Origin of the sequence: Neisseria dumasiana, from assembly GCF_022870885.1 — a bacterium.
Taxonomy (GTDB): domain Bacteria; phylum Pseudomonadota; class Gammaproteobacteria; order Burkholderiales; family Neisseriaceae; genus Neisseria; species Neisseria dumasiana.
In genome coordinates this window covers 335743-351285 of record NZ_CP091509.1, presented here as the reverse complement: position 1 = coordinate 351285, position 15543 = coordinate 335743, and the positions used below count along the sequence as shown (strand labels likewise).

The window sequence follows — 15543 nt, the reverse complement described above, 5'->3', positions numbered from 1 at the left end:
TTATGCTGGATGTGTTACTGGAGCCGCTCGCTTACGAATATATGGTGAAAGCCGTTGTGATCAGTGCCGCCGTGGGCGGGATATGTGCGTTTTTGTCGGCTTATCTGATGCTCAAAGGCTGGTCGTTAATCGGCGATGCCTTGTCGCACTCGGTGGTGCCGGGCGTGGCCATCACTTATTCGCTCTCGCTGCCTTATTCGGTGGGCGCTTTTATTTCGGGCATCTTGGCGGCATTGGCGATTTTGTGGATTAAAGCGGTAAGCAAATTGAAAGAAGATGCCATCATCGGCTTTATTTTCACCACCTTTTTCGCCCTCGGCCTGTTTATCGTTTCCATCAACCCTACTGCCGTGAATGTAGAGGAAATCGTGTTGGGCAATATTTTGGGCATTGCCGACGAAGACGTTTTTCAAGTAGGCATCATTATGGCGGTGTGCTTGGCTTTTTTATTGCTGTTTTGGAAAAACCTGCTGCTGGTGTTTTTCGACGAAACTCAGGCGGTGGCCGTGGGTTTGTCGCCGCTGCGTTATAAAATCCTCTTTTTCACCCTGCTCAGTGCCTGCGTGGTGGCCGCCCTGCAAACCGTGGGTGCGGTGTTGGTAATCGCCATGGTGATTACGCCGGGTGCCACCGCCTATCTGCTTACCGACAAATTCAGCAAGCTCGTAGGTATTGCCGTGGCGTTGGGCTTTTTGACCGGCGGCATCGGCGCGTATGCCAGCTATTTTCTCGACGGAGCCACCGGCGGCATTATCGTTTGCCTGCAAACGGCGCTGTTTCTGCTGGCCTTTATCTTCGCGCCCAAATACGGCTTGTTGAAACAGAAACAAACTGCAGCGTTGCAAGGAGAAACCGGCCATGGCTGACATCATCAACTGGTTTGTCGAACCGCTGAGTTTTCCGTTTATGCAATACGCGCTGCTGACCGCGCTGATTGTGTCGGTGGTGTGCGGCATCTTATCGTGCTATCTGGTGCTGAAAGGCTGGTCGCTGATGGGCGATGCCATTTCCCATGCCGTATTGCCCGGCATCATCGTTGCCTTTGTAACCGGCATCCCTTTGGTGGCGGGCGCATTCGTTTCCGGGCTGGCCTGCGCCGTGGGTGTGGGCTATCTGAAAAACAACAGCCGTCTGAAAGAAGATACGGTGATGGGCATCGTGTTTTCGGGCATGTTTGCTTTCGGCTTGGTGCTGTTTACCAAAGTGGAAACCGACCAACACCTCACGCATATTTTGTTCGGCAACATTCTCGGCGTGAGCTATGAAGAGCTGATCCGCACGCTGATTATCTGCGCCCTCGTTTTTGCGGTGGTGATGTTGAAGAGAAGGGATTTGATGCTCTACTGCTTCGACCCCGTGCAGGCGCGGATTGTCGGTTTGCCGCCGCAGCTGCTCCACTACGGGCTGCTGATTCTGCTGGCGTTAACTATTATCAGCGCGATACAGGTTGCGGGCGTGGTGCTGGTCATCGCCATGCTGATTTCTCCCGGCATTACCGCTTCGCTGCTGACCCACCGTTTCGACCGCATGATGATTATCGTGGTAGTGTGCTCCGTGATGACCGGTTTGGCCGGCACGATATTGAGCTACCATCTCGATGCCGCCACCGGGCCGGTGATTATTTTGTTGCAAGCGGCACTGTTTTTGTGTGCGCTGGGGTATTCCAAAATCAGAACAAAATTTGCCTGAACATGGTCAACCGCACCGGCTGTTTTCAGACGGCCTGAGCAAACGGCGCAACCGGTCGGCTACTTCGGCAGCATTTGCACCGGATAAACCGCAAACCGACACGGTTTTATCGGCACGGTAGCGCACGGTGCTGCCGATGGCTGCTTCAAAACGGTTGGCGCGCTCGGTGAGCACATGCGGGTCGGCGGCGAGAATAACGGCATGCGAAAGCACGCGGTAGCGGTTTTCCGCACTTTTGTCGCGCTGCCAATATTGGGCGGTTCCGGCAATTTTGCGGCCGTTAACGGCAAGGTTGAAACGCCCGTCGCAAAACGAACCCTGTACGGCTTGGGCGGTGGCGGTGATGCCGAAGTGGCGCAGCAATTCCGAGAGCAACCCGCACAAAGCTTGATAATGCGCTTGAGCCGCGGGTAAAGGATTGGGCGTATCGGCGGTGTAGCCCAAATGCAGGTTGATCACCCCTGCGGCCTGCGGCACCACGCCGCCGCCCGACAGGCGCACATGTACGGCCAAGCCCTCGCCGGACAGGATTTCACAGGCCGTCTGAAAGTTCGGACGGCCTTGTTGATAACTGCGCGGCACAACGATGCCGTCGCCGCCTTCGTGTATCAGCGCCATGCTTTCAGACGGCCCGCCGACGGCCGCCAACAAAGCGCGTTCGTTGTCGGCCCAGCTGCGGGCGGAAAGATCGAAGCGGTGTTCGGGGTAAAACACACAGGGCGGAATCAGCGGCATGGGCGAAGCTCCGGCGGGGTGGGTAAACGGTCTCAGGCCGTCTGAAAGCCTTATTCGTCCACTTCGTCGGCAGACGGCGGTGTCCAGTTGGCGATAAAGGCATCGATGTCGGCTTCGGGCGTGTCGGCTTCGGCGAGGATGCCGATCAGGGTTTTAACCGGCAGGGTTTCGCCTGCGCCGTGGAGGATACGCCGCAGTATGCCCGAATCGGCGGCTTCAACGGCGTTGGTGAGTTTGTCGGTGTCGATGCTGAGTATTTCCATGCCGACGCTCACGGACGTGCCGACTTCAATCAGCCATTCGTTGATGGTGCCTTCTTCCATGGTTAACCCCCATTTGGGGATGATGACGGGTTTGATGTTGCTCATGGTTGTCTCCTTTGTTTATTGTGGATGCCGTCTGAAAACGTTTCAGAGAAGGCTGTTATGGTTTTAAAAGGCGGGGGTTTTGCCCGCCTTTTGTTCGGGGGCAGTTTGCCGATGGTGTTTTGGCCGACTTACTGCATTCGCTTTGGCGAAACCCGCAAGCTCGCTTTCAGACGGCCTCAACCTTACCCAAGGTTTTGCGGGCGGCTTCGGCGATTTGCTTGCCGCTAGGAAGGTAGAGTTTTTCCAGCACGTTGGAAAACGGCACGGGCGTGTGCGGCGGCGACACCATTTCGATGCCTGCTTTGAGTGCGCCGAATATTTTCTGGCACACTTGGGCGGAAATGTCGGTGGCGATATTGCAACGGGGGCTGGCTTCGTCCACCACCACTAAGCGGCCGGTTTTTTCCACCGATTTCAACACGGTGTCGATATCGAGCGGCGAAAGGGTGCGCAGGTCGATAACTTCTGCCTCGATGCCTTCTTTTTCCAGCGTTTTGGCGGCGTCGATACTGCGCTGAACCATCATGCCGTAAGCAACTAAGGTTACATCTTTGCCTTCGCGCACGATGTTGGCTTGGCCGAAGGGAATGGCATACAGCTCTTCCGGCACGTCGCCTTTGACGGCATACAGGCTTTTGTGTTCGCAGAAAATCACGGGGTCGTTGTCGCGGATAGACTGCACCAGCAGCCCTTTTGCATCATAGGGGTTGGACGGACACACGACTTTCAAACCTGGCACATGGGTAAAGATGGGCGTGAGCATCTGGCTGTGCTGCGCCGCCGCGCTGAAACCGCCGCCGACCATGGCGCGGATCACGACGGGCGTTTCGGCTTTGCCGCCGAACATATAGCGGAACTTGGCGGCTTGGTTGAGAATTTGGTCGAAGCACACGCCCATAAAGTCGATAAACATCAGTTCGGCAATCGGCCGCAGGCCGCAGGTAGCGGCGCCGATGGCTGCACCGACATAAGCGGCTTCGGAAAGCGGCGTGTCGATGAGGCGGTCGCCGTATTTGGCATACAGCCCTTTGGATAGGCCGAGCACGCCGCCCCAAGCGTCGCGTTCGCCGCTAGCACCCGCGCCGCCGACGATGTCTTCACCCATCATAATCACGGCGGGGTCGCGGCTCATTTCTTGGTCGATAGCTTCGTTAATCGCTGATTTCATGGTTAATTGGCGGGACATAATCTGTTTCTCCTGTTTTTATCGTTTTCAATAGCTTACATAAACATCTGTCAGCAAATCTTCCGCATTCGGTGCGGGTGCGGCTTTGGCTTCCTGCACCGAACGTTCGATTAGCTCATGCACTTCTTTATCGACGGCATCCAGCTCGGCATCAGTAAGTACGCCTGCTTCGGTTACGCGGCGGCGGAAGATTTTCAGGCAGTCGTGGTTGGCGCGCAGGTTGTCCACTTCACCTTTGGGGCGGTAGGTTTGCGCGTCGCCTTCAAAGTGGCCGAAGAAACGGTTGGTTTTGCATTCCAGCAGCGCGGGGCCACCGCCGTTGCGGGCGCGGCGGATGACTTCTCCGGTGGCTTCATACACGGCGAAAAAGTCGTTGCCGTCCACCACTACGCCGGGAATGCCGAAACCGACGCCGCGGTCGGCAAAGCTGTTGGCGGCGGTGCCGTAGTCGCGCGATGTGGATTCGGCGTAGCCGTTGTTCTCCACTACGAAAATCACCGGCAGATTCCAAATAGCCGCCAAGTTCAGGCTTTCCAGCACCGTGCCCTGATTGGCCGCGCCGTCGCCGCAAAAGGTAACGGCCACACCGCCGCTGCCGGTGTATTTGGCCGCCAACGCGGCTCCGCAGGCCAAAGGCGCTCCGGCACCGACAATGCCGTTGGCACCCATCATGCCTTTCGACAGATCGGCAATGTGCATCGAGCCGCCTTTGCCGCGGCACACTCCGTCGCGCTTGCCGTAGATTTCTTTCATCATGCCGATCACATCCACGCCTTTGGCGATGCAGTGGCCGTGGCCGCGGTGGGTGCTGGCGATGCGGTCTTTATCGTTCAGGTGGAAAATCACGCCCACGCCGGTGGCCTCTTCGCCGGCATACAGATGCACGAAACCGGGTATGTCGCCGCGCGAGAAGTCGATATGCAGCCGCTCTTCAAATTCGCGTATCGTTTTCATGCGGCGGTACACTTCGAGCAGTTGGTTTTTATCTAAAGGCAGTTTGATGCTCATGGGTTTTCTCCTTGTTTAACGGTTTGTTTAGAGGGCGGCGCAGAAACAGCCGCCGCGCTTTATGTTTTCAGACGGCCTTTCGGTGTTCAACCTATGCCTGTTCTATAGTCAATCAACACATTTTTAATACAAGGCGGCAACGCCGTAGTAAAAGTTAAGTTGGTTGACTATATTTATGCCGTCTGCGCCTTTGCGCGCTTACATATTCCAGCACCGCAGGTACGTCCAGCGTATAAAACGCTTCTTCGTGCAAAGTGATCGCAATCGTTTCGTTTTCACGAAACGCGATTTCCCGTTCGCCGTCCAGCGCAACCAAACCCGCCTGCCCGCTCAAGCGGTATGCTTCGCCTGCATAAAAACGGCGGTAGGCGGCAATGTCGATGTTGGCAATCATGCCCGGCGTGAGCACGGCCTGTACGGTAAATGCGTTATCTGCCGGTGCGTGCGGGCCGTATTGCGGCAACAGTTCCACCAGCAGGCCGCCCTGTTCATAACGGCCTACCGGCTGCAACACCGCCGCCACGGCCGACAACCCCACGGCTTCAATCGACGCCTGCGTGGTGATAAACGTGCGCAGCGTGTCGGTTTCGCTGATGGCTTTTGCGCCGAGAATGCCTTCGTTTAATACGGCAGCATCGATCAGCGCGATTTCGTGCAGCACTTTTCGGCCTGCGGCATCGTATTTGCCGATGTGCAGGCATTTGTTTGACCGCAAGGCTGCTTCACGCGGCACGTTTTCCGTGGCATACAACCCTGCCGCCCAAGCAGTAATGCTCACTTCGCGCATCGGCGGAAACGCATTGTTGGTGCCGGTAGAAATACCGGCGACGGGAACATCGCCGCAGCCTTTCACCACCGCGCGGTGCGTGCCGTCGCCGCCCAGCACCAAAACGGCCGACACACCTTCTTCACGCATGATTTCGGCGGCTGCCACCGAGTCGTTGGTGTTGTTGTTCACCGCCATCTCCACCCAGCGCAGGCGCGGCAGCGGATCATCCAGCTCGCTTGCCACGGCCGGCAGCCGCCGCTCCAACAGCATCCGCAAGCCCTCGCCTTCGGGCATCAGCAGCACTTCATCCACGCCGCATGCCGCCAGCACAGACAAAATACGCACCAGCATATTCACACGTTCGCCCAGCGACAGCCCCGCCGCATGAGAAATAATCCGGCGGATATCGCGTGCGGAAACGGGGTTGGCGATGATGCCGACGCGGGTGGTGGCAGACATAATGTTTCTCCTTGCAGCACTTGCTGTTATTACCAACACAGCAAACCGCGTGCCTACAAGCAAATTAAAAAGTAACCAAATGATTTTAAAAGAAAGATTGATTTTGAAAACGTTTCAGACGGCCTGATGTGACAGTAACACCAAGCCTGTGTGACAATCGAAATGTGACAGATGTGACGTCCGCCCTTATCGCTATATTTCAGCGAAACCCGCAAGCCCGTTTCAGCGAAGCTCACTGCGTTCGATTTGGCAAAACTCGCAAGCTCGCTTTCAGACGGCCTTAGCCATTCTTCATCATGTACAATAGCGGGTTTAAGCATTCGCACAACACAACGGAGCAAATATGAAACTCGAAACCCAAGCCATTCACGCCGGCTACAAGCCCGAACCCACCACCAAAGCCGCCGCCGTGCCGATTTACCAAACCACCAGCTATGCGTTTGACAACACACAACACGGCGCAGATTTATTTAACCTCAACGTGGCCGGCAACATCTACACCCGCATCATGAACCCCACCACCGCCGTTTTGGAAGAGCGTTTGGCCGCCATTGAAGGCGGTATCGCCGCCTTGTGCGTGGCCAGCGGCATGGCGGCGATTACCTACGCCATCCAAACCATCGCCGAAGCGGGCGACAACATCATCGCCACCAAAACCCTTTACGGCGGCACCTTCAACCTGTTTGCCCACACCCTGCCCAAACAAGGCATCGAAGTGCGTTTTATCGACCCGGCCAAGCCCGAAGAAATCGCCGCCAACACCGACGCGCGCACCAAACTGGTTTACTGCGAAAGCATCGGCAACCCCGCCATCAATGTGGTTGACCTGCGCGCCTTCGCCGAAGCCGCACACGCGCAAGGTTTGCCTTTGGTAGTGGACAACACCGTCGCTTCGCCCGCCTTGTGCCGCCCGATTGAGCTGGGTGCCGACATCGTGGTGGAATCCCTCACCAAATACATCGGCGGCCACGGCACCAGCATCGGCGGCGCGATTATCGACGGCGGCAAATTCGACTGGACCAAAGGCGACCGCTTCAAAGTATTGACCACACCCGACGTGTCTTACCACGGCGTCAATTACAGCGAACACTTCGGCCCCGCCGCATTCATCGCCCGCGCGCGCGTGGTGCCGCTGCGTAACACCGGCGCCGCCATCAGCCCGATGAACGTATTTTTAATCCTGCAAGGTCTCGAAACCCTTGCCCTGCGTATGGAACGCCACAGCGACAACGCGCTGAAAGTGGCGGAATTTCTGCAAAAACACCCGCAGGTGAATTGGGTAAACTACCCCGGCTTGGCCGACAGCCCCTACAAAGCCCTGATTGAGCGCGACTTCGCCGGCAAAGCCTCCGGCCTGCTCAGCTTCGGCATCAAAGGCGGCATCGAAGCCGGCGGCAAGTTTATCGACGCGCTGCAACTGTTCACCCGCTTGGTCAACATCGGCGACGCCAAATCATTGGCCACCCACCCCGCCAGCACCACCCACCGCCAATTGAACGCCGAAGAATTGGCACAAGCGGGCGTGAGCGAAGACATGGTGCGCTTGTCTGTCGGCATCGAACATATCGACGACTTGCTGGCCGATTTGGAGCAGGCTTTGGCCGCTGCCGAATAAACCTTCTGCCGAAACATAAATAAAGGCCGTCTGAAAGCGAAGCTCGTAAACTCGCTTTCAGACGGCCTGTATTAAATCTTACGCGATAACAGCCGTCAGCGATCCAAACCGTATTTTTTCAAATAACGGTACACCGTCATGCGGCTGACACCGAGGTGTTTGGCCAGAGCGGAAACATTGCCCTGATGATTCAGCAATGCGGCTTGCAGACTGTCGGCGCGGTTCAGAACCGATTTTTCCGCCGGTTGCTGTTCCGCTGCGGTAACAGACGGTTCATGGAAAAACGGGCGGGCGGCGGTTTTGATGTAGTCCGGCAAATCATCATATTCGATGCGCGTGCCAAGTGAAGTGAGCAACGCCACTTCAAGCACAGCGGCCAGTTGGCGCAGGTTGCCGGGCCAATCGTAGGCGCGGAGGGTATCGAGTGTGCGGGCAGACAAAGCTTTGGGCGGGCGGCCGGTTTTTTCGGCGGCACGCTCCAAAATCATGCGCATGATGTAATCGAAATCATCGCGTTCCCGCAAGGGCGGCAGCTGCACATGGGTGCTGTTGAGGCGGTAATACAGGTCTTCGCGGAATTTCCCGCAGGCAATCCGTTCCTGCACATCGGCATGGGTGGCCGAAATCACACGGATATCCACTTTAACGGCGCGCACGCTGCCCACCGGCACCACTTCCCGCTCGGACAATACGCGCAGCAGCCGCGATTGCAGATAAAGCGGCATGTCGCCGATTTCGTCGAGAAACAGCGTGCCGCCGTCGGCCGCCTGAATCAAGCCGATTTTGCCTTTGCGGTCGGCACCTGAAAAACTGTGCGGCGCATATCCGTAAAGCTCGCTTTCAATCAGGTTTTCAGGAATCGCCGCACAGTTGACCGCGATAAACGGTTTGTCGGCACGGCTGCTTGAGAGGTGGATGGCGCGGGCGAGAAACTCTTTGCCCGAACCGGTTTCGCCGTTAATCAGTATCGGCACGGGCGTGTCGGCCAGAGCGGCCACCCGCTGCAAACTGCGGCGGTAACGGCTTTTCGGGCTGTATAAGGCGGCAAGTGCGTCAGGCAGCTCCGGCTCGCGCGCAGAGGCGGGCACGGGTCGGCAGATGGGGGCGGAAGCTGCGGCAAACAGGCGGTTGCCGCCCAGCGTCAGGGCGGTGTGGCCGCCTGAAGCGGAGTAAACGGCAGTCAGGCCGGTGTCGGAGAGTAAATCGAACAGCCTGCCGATAACCTGCCCGACAGGAATATCCAAATGCGCTGCCGCCCATTCGTGAAAGGCATGGTTGGCACCGCTGATTTTGCCGTCGTCATCCACGGCAATCAGAAATTCGGGCGAAACATTTAAAAACTCGGCGGCATGGCCGAGCCGCACAATCCAATGGCGGCGGTGCGCCTGCAACAGAGCCGCCGTTTCCACCAAACCGGCGAAATGGCGCACCAGCTGCAATACCCAATATTGGCTGTGCTTGGCCGAAGGCGGGGTGAGCGCAGACACATCAAGCACGGCACGCAGGCGGTTATGCGAATCGAACACGGGCGCAGCGGTGCAGGTAAGGCCGATATGGGTGGCATCGAAGTGGTCGGCACGGTGGACTATCGAAGCATCGCCCGTTGCCAGCACCATGCCGACCGCACTGGTGCCGTTGGTGTGTTCGCGCCAAAGTGCGCCCAAATGCAATCCTGCGCGGCACAACTCGGTTTTTTGCCGCTCGAATCCGAACGCTTCCACCACCACGCCGTGTTCGTCTGCCAGCAAAACCACATAGCCCATGTCGCGGATTTGCTGCCACAACACCTGCATCCCGTGGCGGGCAACAGCCGTCAGGTTGTCCATGGCATCGAGATGTTCGACTAAATCATGATGGGGCAGGATGATGGCTTCGCACAGTTGTTCGGGGTCAAGGCCGTGCCGGTGCACGCAGCGTTGCCAAGAGGCGGCGATACTCGGATCGATTGGTGAACGGGACAATCCGTCGCCATAGACAAGTGCCAGCACATCGCGGATATGTCGGGTTTGTTTGGCCAGCATACGGCTTGCGCTCCTATGTGTCGGTTTTGCAAAGGTCTCAGGTGCGTGTTTGGTGTGTGCGTATGGGTTTTGGCAAGCGTAATTTATTGCTTATTCAGGATATTTTTTATATTTGCCTTATCTTAGGGGCAAAGTGGGTAAGAGCCGGTACATGGATGTGAAAGATATGCAAAGATATAGTGCATCAACTTAAAAAATAGTACGACCGTCATACTCGGGCTTGACCCGAGTATCTTGAGTTTCAGCAAGTTTGTAAGATACTCGGGTCAAGCCCGAGTATGACGGTTTTGTTATGAAACTTAAGTGGATTGACTATACCGCATCTGGCAGACTTAACGAGGGTCTCGGTTTATCTTACCCCCCAACAACACCGAAGGCCGTCTGAAAACCGGTTTGCTTTCAGACGGCCTTTTGCATGTCAACCCGCTCAGTTTTTAACAAACAGGCGTTTGCTGGGCAGTTCGTTCAATACGTCTTCGTTTGAATAGCCGCCGATGCGCGCTTTAACCAAACGCGAATTTACATAGCCGTAAACGGGGATAACCGCCGTGTCTTTATCGATCAGTGCTTCGGCCTGCGTATAGAGATTGCTGCGGGCTTGGGCATCGACTTCGGCGTTAAGGGTTTGGGCAAGCAGCGCGTCGTAGTCGGCGTTTTTATAGAAAGCGCGGTTGCTGCTGTTGGCCGATTGCAGGGTATTCAAGAATGTGGAAGGCTCGTTGTAGTCGCCGCACCATGATGCGCGGGCGATTTGATAGTTGCCGCTGCGGCGGCTGTCGAGATAGGTTTTCCATTCTTGGTTTTCGAGGTTCACTTTCACATGTCCCAACGCTTCCTGCCACATAGATGCGGCGGCCACGGCGATTTTTTTATGCTGCTCGGAAGTGTTGTAAAGGAAATTGAATGTGAGCGGTTTACTTTCGCCGTATCCGGCTTCGGCCAGCAGTTTTTTGGCTTCGGCAACTCTGCCGGCATAATCGAGCTTAACCCATTCCGGCTGATAGGGAGTGAAGCCCGCCGTGCCCACGCGGGTCAGGTTATAGGCCGGTTCTTCGCCGCGCCCCAGCACTTTGGCGGCGATGGTGTCGCGGTCTAGAGCCAAAGATAATGCTTTACGCACGCGCACGTCGTTAAACGGGGCTTTTTGGTTATTGATTTCAAAATAGTAGGTACACAGATACGGGCTGCGTTTGAGTTCGTCGGGGTATTTTTCTTGCAGCTTGCTGTACATTTCGGGCGGCAGAGCGTCGGTAATATCAACCTCGCCGGCTTCGTAGCGGGCAACGTCATCGGTTTGCGAGCCGATGGGCAGAAAAACGACTTGGTTGATTTTAACGTTGGCTGCATCGCGGTATTGGGGGTTTTTCTCAAGTTCGATACGTTCGTTCACCACCCATTTTTTCATCAGATACGGCCCGTTACCGACAAAATTTTCGGGCTGAGTCCATTTGATACCGTGTTTTTCCACGGTGGCACGGTGCACCGGCTTGGTGGCGGCGTGGTAGAGCATTTGCGGAAAATAAGGCACGGCAGCGGTAAGGGTAACTTCCAATGTGTGCGGATCAAGGGCTTTCACGCCTAATGTATCGGGAGATTTTTTACCGGCCAGAATGTCGTCGATATTGGCCACTTTGGCCGCTTGCAGGTAAGAGGCGTATTGCGAGGCGGTTTTGGGGTCAACCAAGCGCTGCCAGCTATATACGAAATCTTCGGCGGTTACGGGGTCGCCGTTGCTCCATTTGGCATCGGGGCGCAGTTTGAAAACCCATACTTTGTTGTCGCTGCTGTTCCACGATTCGGCTGCTGCGGGAATAACCGCACCTTTTTCATCGGTTTCTACCAAGCCTTCCAGCAGGTCGCGCACGATATTGATTTCGGGCACACCGGTAATCTGATGCGGGTCGAGCGATTGCGGCTCGGTTACGTTATTGCGTGTCACCCTGCTTTCGGCAGCCGCTTCGAGCGTTTGCGGTTTGCTGTTCTTCGACTGGTCTCCGCAGGCGGCCAGCAGCATTGCGGCAAGAGCGAATGCGGAAAAACGGAAACGAAATGCAGACATCTTATTCTCCTCTTGTTTGACGGGCGGCGTATCAAGGCGCGGCGCCTATTCCATGCCTGTTTTAAAGGGTTTCTGCATCCGAATATAACGGAAATTATTTTAGGAAGAAACCGTAATCAGACAAAAGCCGTCTGAAATGTTTCAGACGGCCTCTCTACAACGCTTATATCGAATAATCATACGCCACCACCAGCGGCGCATGGTCTGAAAATTTTTCTTCTTTATACACATGCGCTTCCACAGCTTTAGCCGCCAGATCGGGCGTTACCATGTGGTAGTCGATACGCCACCCCACATCGTTCGCATACGCCTGCCCGCGGTTGCTCCACCAAGTGTAGCCGGGCACTTCGGGATACAGCTTACGCCACATGTCCACCCAGCCCAATTCGGCAATCACTTTGCCTATCCAAGCCCGCTCTTCCGGCAGGAAGCCCGAATTTTTCTGATTGCCCTTCCAGTTTTTCAAGTCGATGTTTTGATGGGCGATGTTCCAATCACCGCACACCACGATATCGCGGCCTTCTGCTTTCATTTCCGCCAGCATGGGGTAAAACGCGTCTAAAAAACGGTATTTCAATTCTTGCCGTTCGGGCGCACTGGTGCCGCTGGGCAGATACAGCGAAATCACGCTCAATTTACCGAAATCAGCACGCACGAAACGGCCCTCGCTGTCGAATTCTTCAATGCCCATGCCGATTTGCACATTGTCGGGGCGTTGCTTGCTGTACACCGCCACGCCGCTGTAACCGCGTTTTTCGGCGCAATGCCATACACCGTGCATACCGTGCGGATTTTTCATATCGTCCGACAAATCCGGCTCTTGGGCTTTCAATTCCTGCACGCACACAATGTCGGCACCCGACGCGGCGATGTATTCGTGAAAGCCTTTTTTATAAGCGGAACGGATGCCGTTAACGTTGGCTGAGATGATTTTCAACATGATTTTTAAGTATGAAGTAAAGAAAAACCGCATTGTACCTGAAATGTTTTTCAGACGGCCTCGGTATTACACAACGCCTTTGAAACGAAACACCAATCAGAATACCGCCCCTGCCTGTTGGGTTCGGCAAGGGCGGCACAATCACTACCTATGGAATCAGGTTACGATCCGTTACCAAGAATATTTCGCCCCCAGCCAGAATTGGCGGCCGATTTTATACGACACGTCGCGCTTTTTCTCCTGCCACTCCGGCGTGTAGACTTTTTTGCCGACGATTTTGCGGTTAAACACGTTCAACACGTCCAAATTCACTTCCACCTTTTTCGTTTTCGCCAGCGGTTTTGCCCACGAGAAATGCCAGTCTGCCATCAGCGCGGAATTGTATTTGATTTGGTCGAACTTGCTCAGGTTGCCGACATAGCCTTGGCACAGCCGTGCGCGTTCGGGGGTGCAGCGGATGTTTTCCTGCGTGTATTCCACCGTGCCGGGCGAATAACGCCAGCGTTGCGTCCAGGTGAAATACCACTTGGGCACAGATAATTCGGTTTCGATAAAGGCGTTCCACGGCTGATTGAAATCCATTGCGGGCAGGTCGTCGGGCTCTTTCAGCTTGCCGTCTACCAATACTTTTTTCACGTCCCATTCGCTCCAGTCGTAGCGTTGGAACGTGCCGATTTGGTTGGAGCGGCGTTTGTTGTAATCGGCACCCGCCCGCCAACTGAGCAGAGTCGGGCCGAGCGTCCACGGGCGGTTCAGGCCGGCGGAAAAGCTGAAGGTGTCGTTGTCGGAACGGCCGGTATTGGCCAGCACGCGGTAAGTCTGGCCGCTTTCATCGGTTTTTTCTTTGGTTAAAAACTGGTTGCGGCTGTTGCGGCGCACCCATTTCAACTGCCATTCGCTGTTGCCGATATACTGGCGCAGGCCCAGATTCCATTCGTTGCTGTACGGCGTTTTCAAATCGCTGCCGTCGTAACGCGGCTCTTTCAATTCGCGCGATGTCCACGGATCATCTATCTCGAAGCGGTCGAAATTGCGTTGGAACACATGGGCGCTGCGCAATTTGTAGGTCAGCATTTCGCTGCCGTAATAACGGTTGGCTCCGCCGAACACATGCAGTTTGGCCGCTTTCAACGGCAGACGGTAATCGAATGCAAACCGCGGTGCGATGTCGGTATTTTTCAGAAAGCCGTTGTAATCCAAGCGGATGCCCGGCTTCAAACGCAGATTGCCTTTTTCGATATCGTCTTCAAGATAAAGCGCGAGATGATGTGTACCTACTTTGATGTTGGCCGGATAGTTGTAGGCATAGCCGGTGAAGAACTGTTCGCCCGGAATACATTCAGTGCAGTCCTTACGGTCGGTCATCCTCGGGCCGCCGTAAATAATGGTGGGCTTTTTGCGCTCGAAGCCTTTATCGGCATATTCCGCCTCCCAGCCTGCGTTGAAGCGATGCTTCCAACCGCGCCAGTCCGCTTCGTTAAACTCGAAATGCTGTTGCAGGTTGATATGCTTGCCAAACGAACGGCTGGTGCCGATGCCGCCCACGGCCGCTTCATCCACTTCGGGATGGGTTGTCCAGTTTATCGACGGCGTGTCGTCGTTGTAGCGGTATAAATTGTCTTGATCGTAGGCGGTTTTTTCTTCCGTGCTGCGGTAGCTCAATTTGGTCTGCATTCTGCCGAAGCCGGCGTAGCGTTCCCAATCCAAGTCGAAACGCCAGCCGCCGCCGCTGTTGGTAAAGCGGCCGTCTTTATAGTTGGCTGGATGATAAGTGGCATAATGCGGCGAATACATCACCGTTGCCGACAGATTGTTATCGTCGTCGATACGGTGCGCGCCCCGCAGCAAAAAGGTTTCGGCCAAACGCCTTTGCTTGGTCGATTGTTTCAGATGCTGATGGAAAAAAGGAATCGAAGAGCGCTGGCGGCTGTACGAAAACAGCACCGCCGAATCTTTGCCGACAGGTTGGTTTACCGTGAAAGTGGATTCATGCTTGGTAAATTTCGGCTGCGTATTGGGCGACTGCGCCTCGCGGTATTCGTCGGCATACAGCGGGTCGATATAATGATGCGTCCAAGTGTGGCGCGTGGTGCGGTACGACAGGCTGCCGAATGCTTTTTCTCTGTTTGCCTTGATTAAATCGGCATCCACCACGCCGCCGGTAAAGCGGCCGTAGCGTGCGGAAATATTGCTGTCTTTCACCTTAATGTTTTCCACCAGCGAAGGGCTGATCCAAAACGCCTGCGGATGGCCTGCGGGCAGCGCACCCACCGTGTGCGAATTCACCGTATCCGCATCCAACTGCGTATCAGAGCCGTTGTGCGCTGGGTTGAGATTGCTGTCGTTGCTCACGCCGTCTATCGAAAAACGGTTGTTGTAAAATTTCTCGCCGTGAAACGAAATATTCGGCGGCGCAATTTCCCCTGCACTGTCGGCCGTGCCTTCGGTATTGGAAAACTGCACACCCGGGCTGGTGCGCAACAAATCATTGATAGTGCCGTTGCCTTTAGGTGTGTCGGCGATTCTTTTTTGATTCCACACATTCCCTTCCGACTTGGCGGTGTAACGCTCTCCTTTCACCACAACCGTATCTAAAACCACTTCTTCTTTTCGGACAGGCTCCGCCGACAACACCGAAGGAACAAATATCAACGACACGCCCAAAGCTATTTTTGTTTTTTGCATCTTCCTAAC

Annotated in this window: 12 protein-coding genes; 3 read left to right on the top strand and 9 right to left on the bottom strand. The window is 55.4% G+C overall.

Annotation, left to right across the window (positions count from 1 at the left end):
• Positions 1 to 2: 2 nt before the first annotated feature.
• Together LVJ88_RS01540 and LVJ88_RS01535 are read left to right on the top strand one after the other, a co-directional pair.
• The gene (locus LVJ88_RS01540; RefSeq protein ID WP_064130798.1) at positions 3 to 866 is read left to right on the top strand and encodes a metal ABC transporter permease; all 864 of its coding nucleotides are present in this window, start codon (positions 3 to 5) and stop codon (positions 864 to 866) included.
• A complete protein-coding gene (locus LVJ88_RS01535; RefSeq protein ID WP_085418754.1) occupies positions 859 to 1689 on the top strand; it encodes a metal ABC transporter permease in 831 nt (276 codons plus the stop codon). The genes LVJ88_RS01540 and LVJ88_RS01535 overlap by 8 nt, the downstream gene beginning before the upstream one ends.
• 6 nt (positions 1690 to 1695) lie before the next feature.
• Here the strand turns inward: LVJ88_RS01535 and LVJ88_RS01530 are convergent, their stop codons facing one another.
• The 5 genes from LVJ88_RS01530 to LVJ88_RS01510 all read right to left on the bottom strand — a co-directional run bounded on the left by LVJ88_RS01530 (position 1696) and on the right by LVJ88_RS01510 (position 6214).
• The gene (locus LVJ88_RS01530; protein WP_085418753.1) at positions 1696 to 2424 is read right to left on the bottom strand and encodes a lipoyl protein ligase domain-containing protein; all 729 of its coding nucleotides are present in this window, start codon (positions 2422 to 2424) and stop codon (positions 1696 to 1698) included.
• A 50-nt stretch (positions 2425 to 2474) separates the two neighbouring features.
• Positions 2475 to 2792 (bottom strand): biotin/lipoyl-containing protein, encoded by a 318-nt coding sequence (locus LVJ88_RS01525; protein ID WP_085418752.1) that lies wholly within the window; start codon positions 2790 to 2792, stop codon positions 2475 to 2477.
• 166 nt (positions 2793 to 2958) lie between these two features.
• Complete coding sequence (locus LVJ88_RS01520; protein WP_085418751.1) at positions 2959 to 3978, bottom strand: alpha-ketoacid dehydrogenase subunit beta; 1020 nt, start codon at positions 3976 to 3978, stop codon at positions 2959 to 2961.
• A 27-nt stretch (positions 3979 to 4005) separates the two neighbouring features.
• A complete protein-coding gene (locus tag LVJ88_RS01515; RefSeq protein ID WP_085418750.1) occupies positions 4006 to 4986 on the bottom strand; it encodes a thiamine pyrophosphate-dependent dehydrogenase E1 component subunit alpha in 981 nt (326 codons plus the stop codon).
• Positions 4987 to 5140: 154 nt separating this feature from the next.
• Entirely contained in the window at positions 5141 to 6214 is a 1074-nt protein-coding gene (locus LVJ88_RS01510; RefSeq protein ID WP_085418749.1) for an NAD(+)/NADH kinase, read from the bottom strand.
• Positions 6215 to 6557: 343 nt separating this feature from the next.
• Here LVJ88_RS01510 and LVJ88_RS01505 point away from each other — a divergent pair, with 343 nt between their 5' ends.
• Complete coding sequence (locus tag LVJ88_RS01505; protein WP_085359826.1) at positions 6558 to 7829, top strand: O-acetylhomoserine aminocarboxypropyltransferase/cysteine synthase family protein; 1272 nt, start codon at positions 6558 to 6560, stop codon at positions 7827 to 7829.
• 95 nt (positions 7830 to 7924) lie between these two features.
• Here the strand turns inward: LVJ88_RS01505 and LVJ88_RS01500 are convergent, their stop codons facing one another.
• The 4 genes from LVJ88_RS01500 to LVJ88_RS01485 form a co-directional block, all read right to left on the bottom strand.
• Complete coding sequence (locus LVJ88_RS01500; RefSeq protein WP_085418748.1) at positions 7925 to 9850, bottom strand: sigma-54-dependent Fis family transcriptional regulator; 1926 nt, start codon at positions 9848 to 9850, stop codon at positions 7925 to 7927.
• 427 nt (positions 9851 to 10277) lie between these two features.
• Positions 10278 to 11909, bottom strand: a complete 1632-nt coding sequence (locus tag LVJ88_RS01495; protein WP_085418747.1) for an ABC transporter substrate-binding protein — start codon at positions 11907 to 11909, stop codon at positions 10278 to 10280.
• 163 nt (positions 11910 to 12072) lie between these two features.
• On the bottom strand, positions 12073 to 12849 hold the full coding sequence (locus LVJ88_RS01490) for an exodeoxyribonuclease III (protein WP_085418757.1): 777 nt from the start codon (positions 12847 to 12849) through the stop codon (positions 12073 to 12075).
• Between the two features lie 171 nt (positions 12850 to 13020).
• Positions 13021 to 15534 carry a TonB-dependent receptor plug domain-containing protein gene (locus LVJ88_RS01485; RefSeq protein ID WP_085418746.1) on the bottom strand — a complete coding sequence of 838 codons (2514 nt, stop codon included), beginning with the start codon at positions 15532 to 15534 and terminating at the stop codon, positions 13021 to 13023.
• Positions 15535 to 15543 lie beyond the last annotated feature (9 nt).

Coding starts and splice junctions, on each gene's coding strand:
- LVJ88_RS01540 (WP_064130798.1), top strand. CDS start 3: ATGCTGGATGTGTTACTGGAGCCGCTCGCTTACGAATATATGGTGAAA.
- LVJ88_RS01535 (WP_085418754.1), top strand. CDS start 859: ATGGCTGACATCATCAACTGGTTTGTCGAACCGCTGAGTTTTCCGTTT.
- LVJ88_RS01530 (WP_085418753.1), bottom strand. CDS start 2,424: ATGCCGCTGATTCCGCCCTGTGTGTTTTACCCCGAACACCGCTTCGAT.
- LVJ88_RS01525 (WP_085418752.1), bottom strand. CDS start 2,792: ATGAGCAACATCAAACCCGTCATCATCCCCAAATGGGGGTTAACCATG.
- LVJ88_RS01520 (WP_085418751.1), bottom strand. CDS start 3,978: ATGTCCCGCCAATTAACCATGAAATCAGCGATTAACGAAGCTATCGAC.
- LVJ88_RS01515 (WP_085418750.1), bottom strand. CDS start 4,986: ATGAGCATCAAACTGCCTTTAGATAAAAACCAACTGCTCGAAGTGTAC.
- LVJ88_RS01510 (WP_085418749.1), bottom strand. CDS start 6,214: ATGTCTGCCACCACCCGCGTCGGCATCATCGCCAACCCCGTTTCCGCA.
- LVJ88_RS01505 (WP_085359826.1), top strand. CDS start 6,558: ATGAAACTCGAAACCCAAGCCATTCACGCCGGCTACAAGCCCGAACCC.
- LVJ88_RS01500 (WP_085418748.1), bottom strand. CDS start 9,850: ATGCTGGCCAAACAAACCCGACATATCCGCGATGTGCTGGCACTTGTC.
- LVJ88_RS01495 (WP_085418747.1), bottom strand. CDS start 11,909: ATGTCTGCATTTCGTTTCCGTTTTTCCGCATTCGCTCTTGCCGCAATG.
- LVJ88_RS01490 (WP_085418757.1), bottom strand. CDS start 12,849: ATGTTGAAAATCATCTCAGCCAACGTTAACGGCATCCGTTCCGCTTAT.
- LVJ88_RS01485 (WP_085418746.1), bottom strand. CDS start 15,534: ATGCAAAAAACAAAAATAGCTTTGGGCGTGTCGTTGATATTTGTTCCT.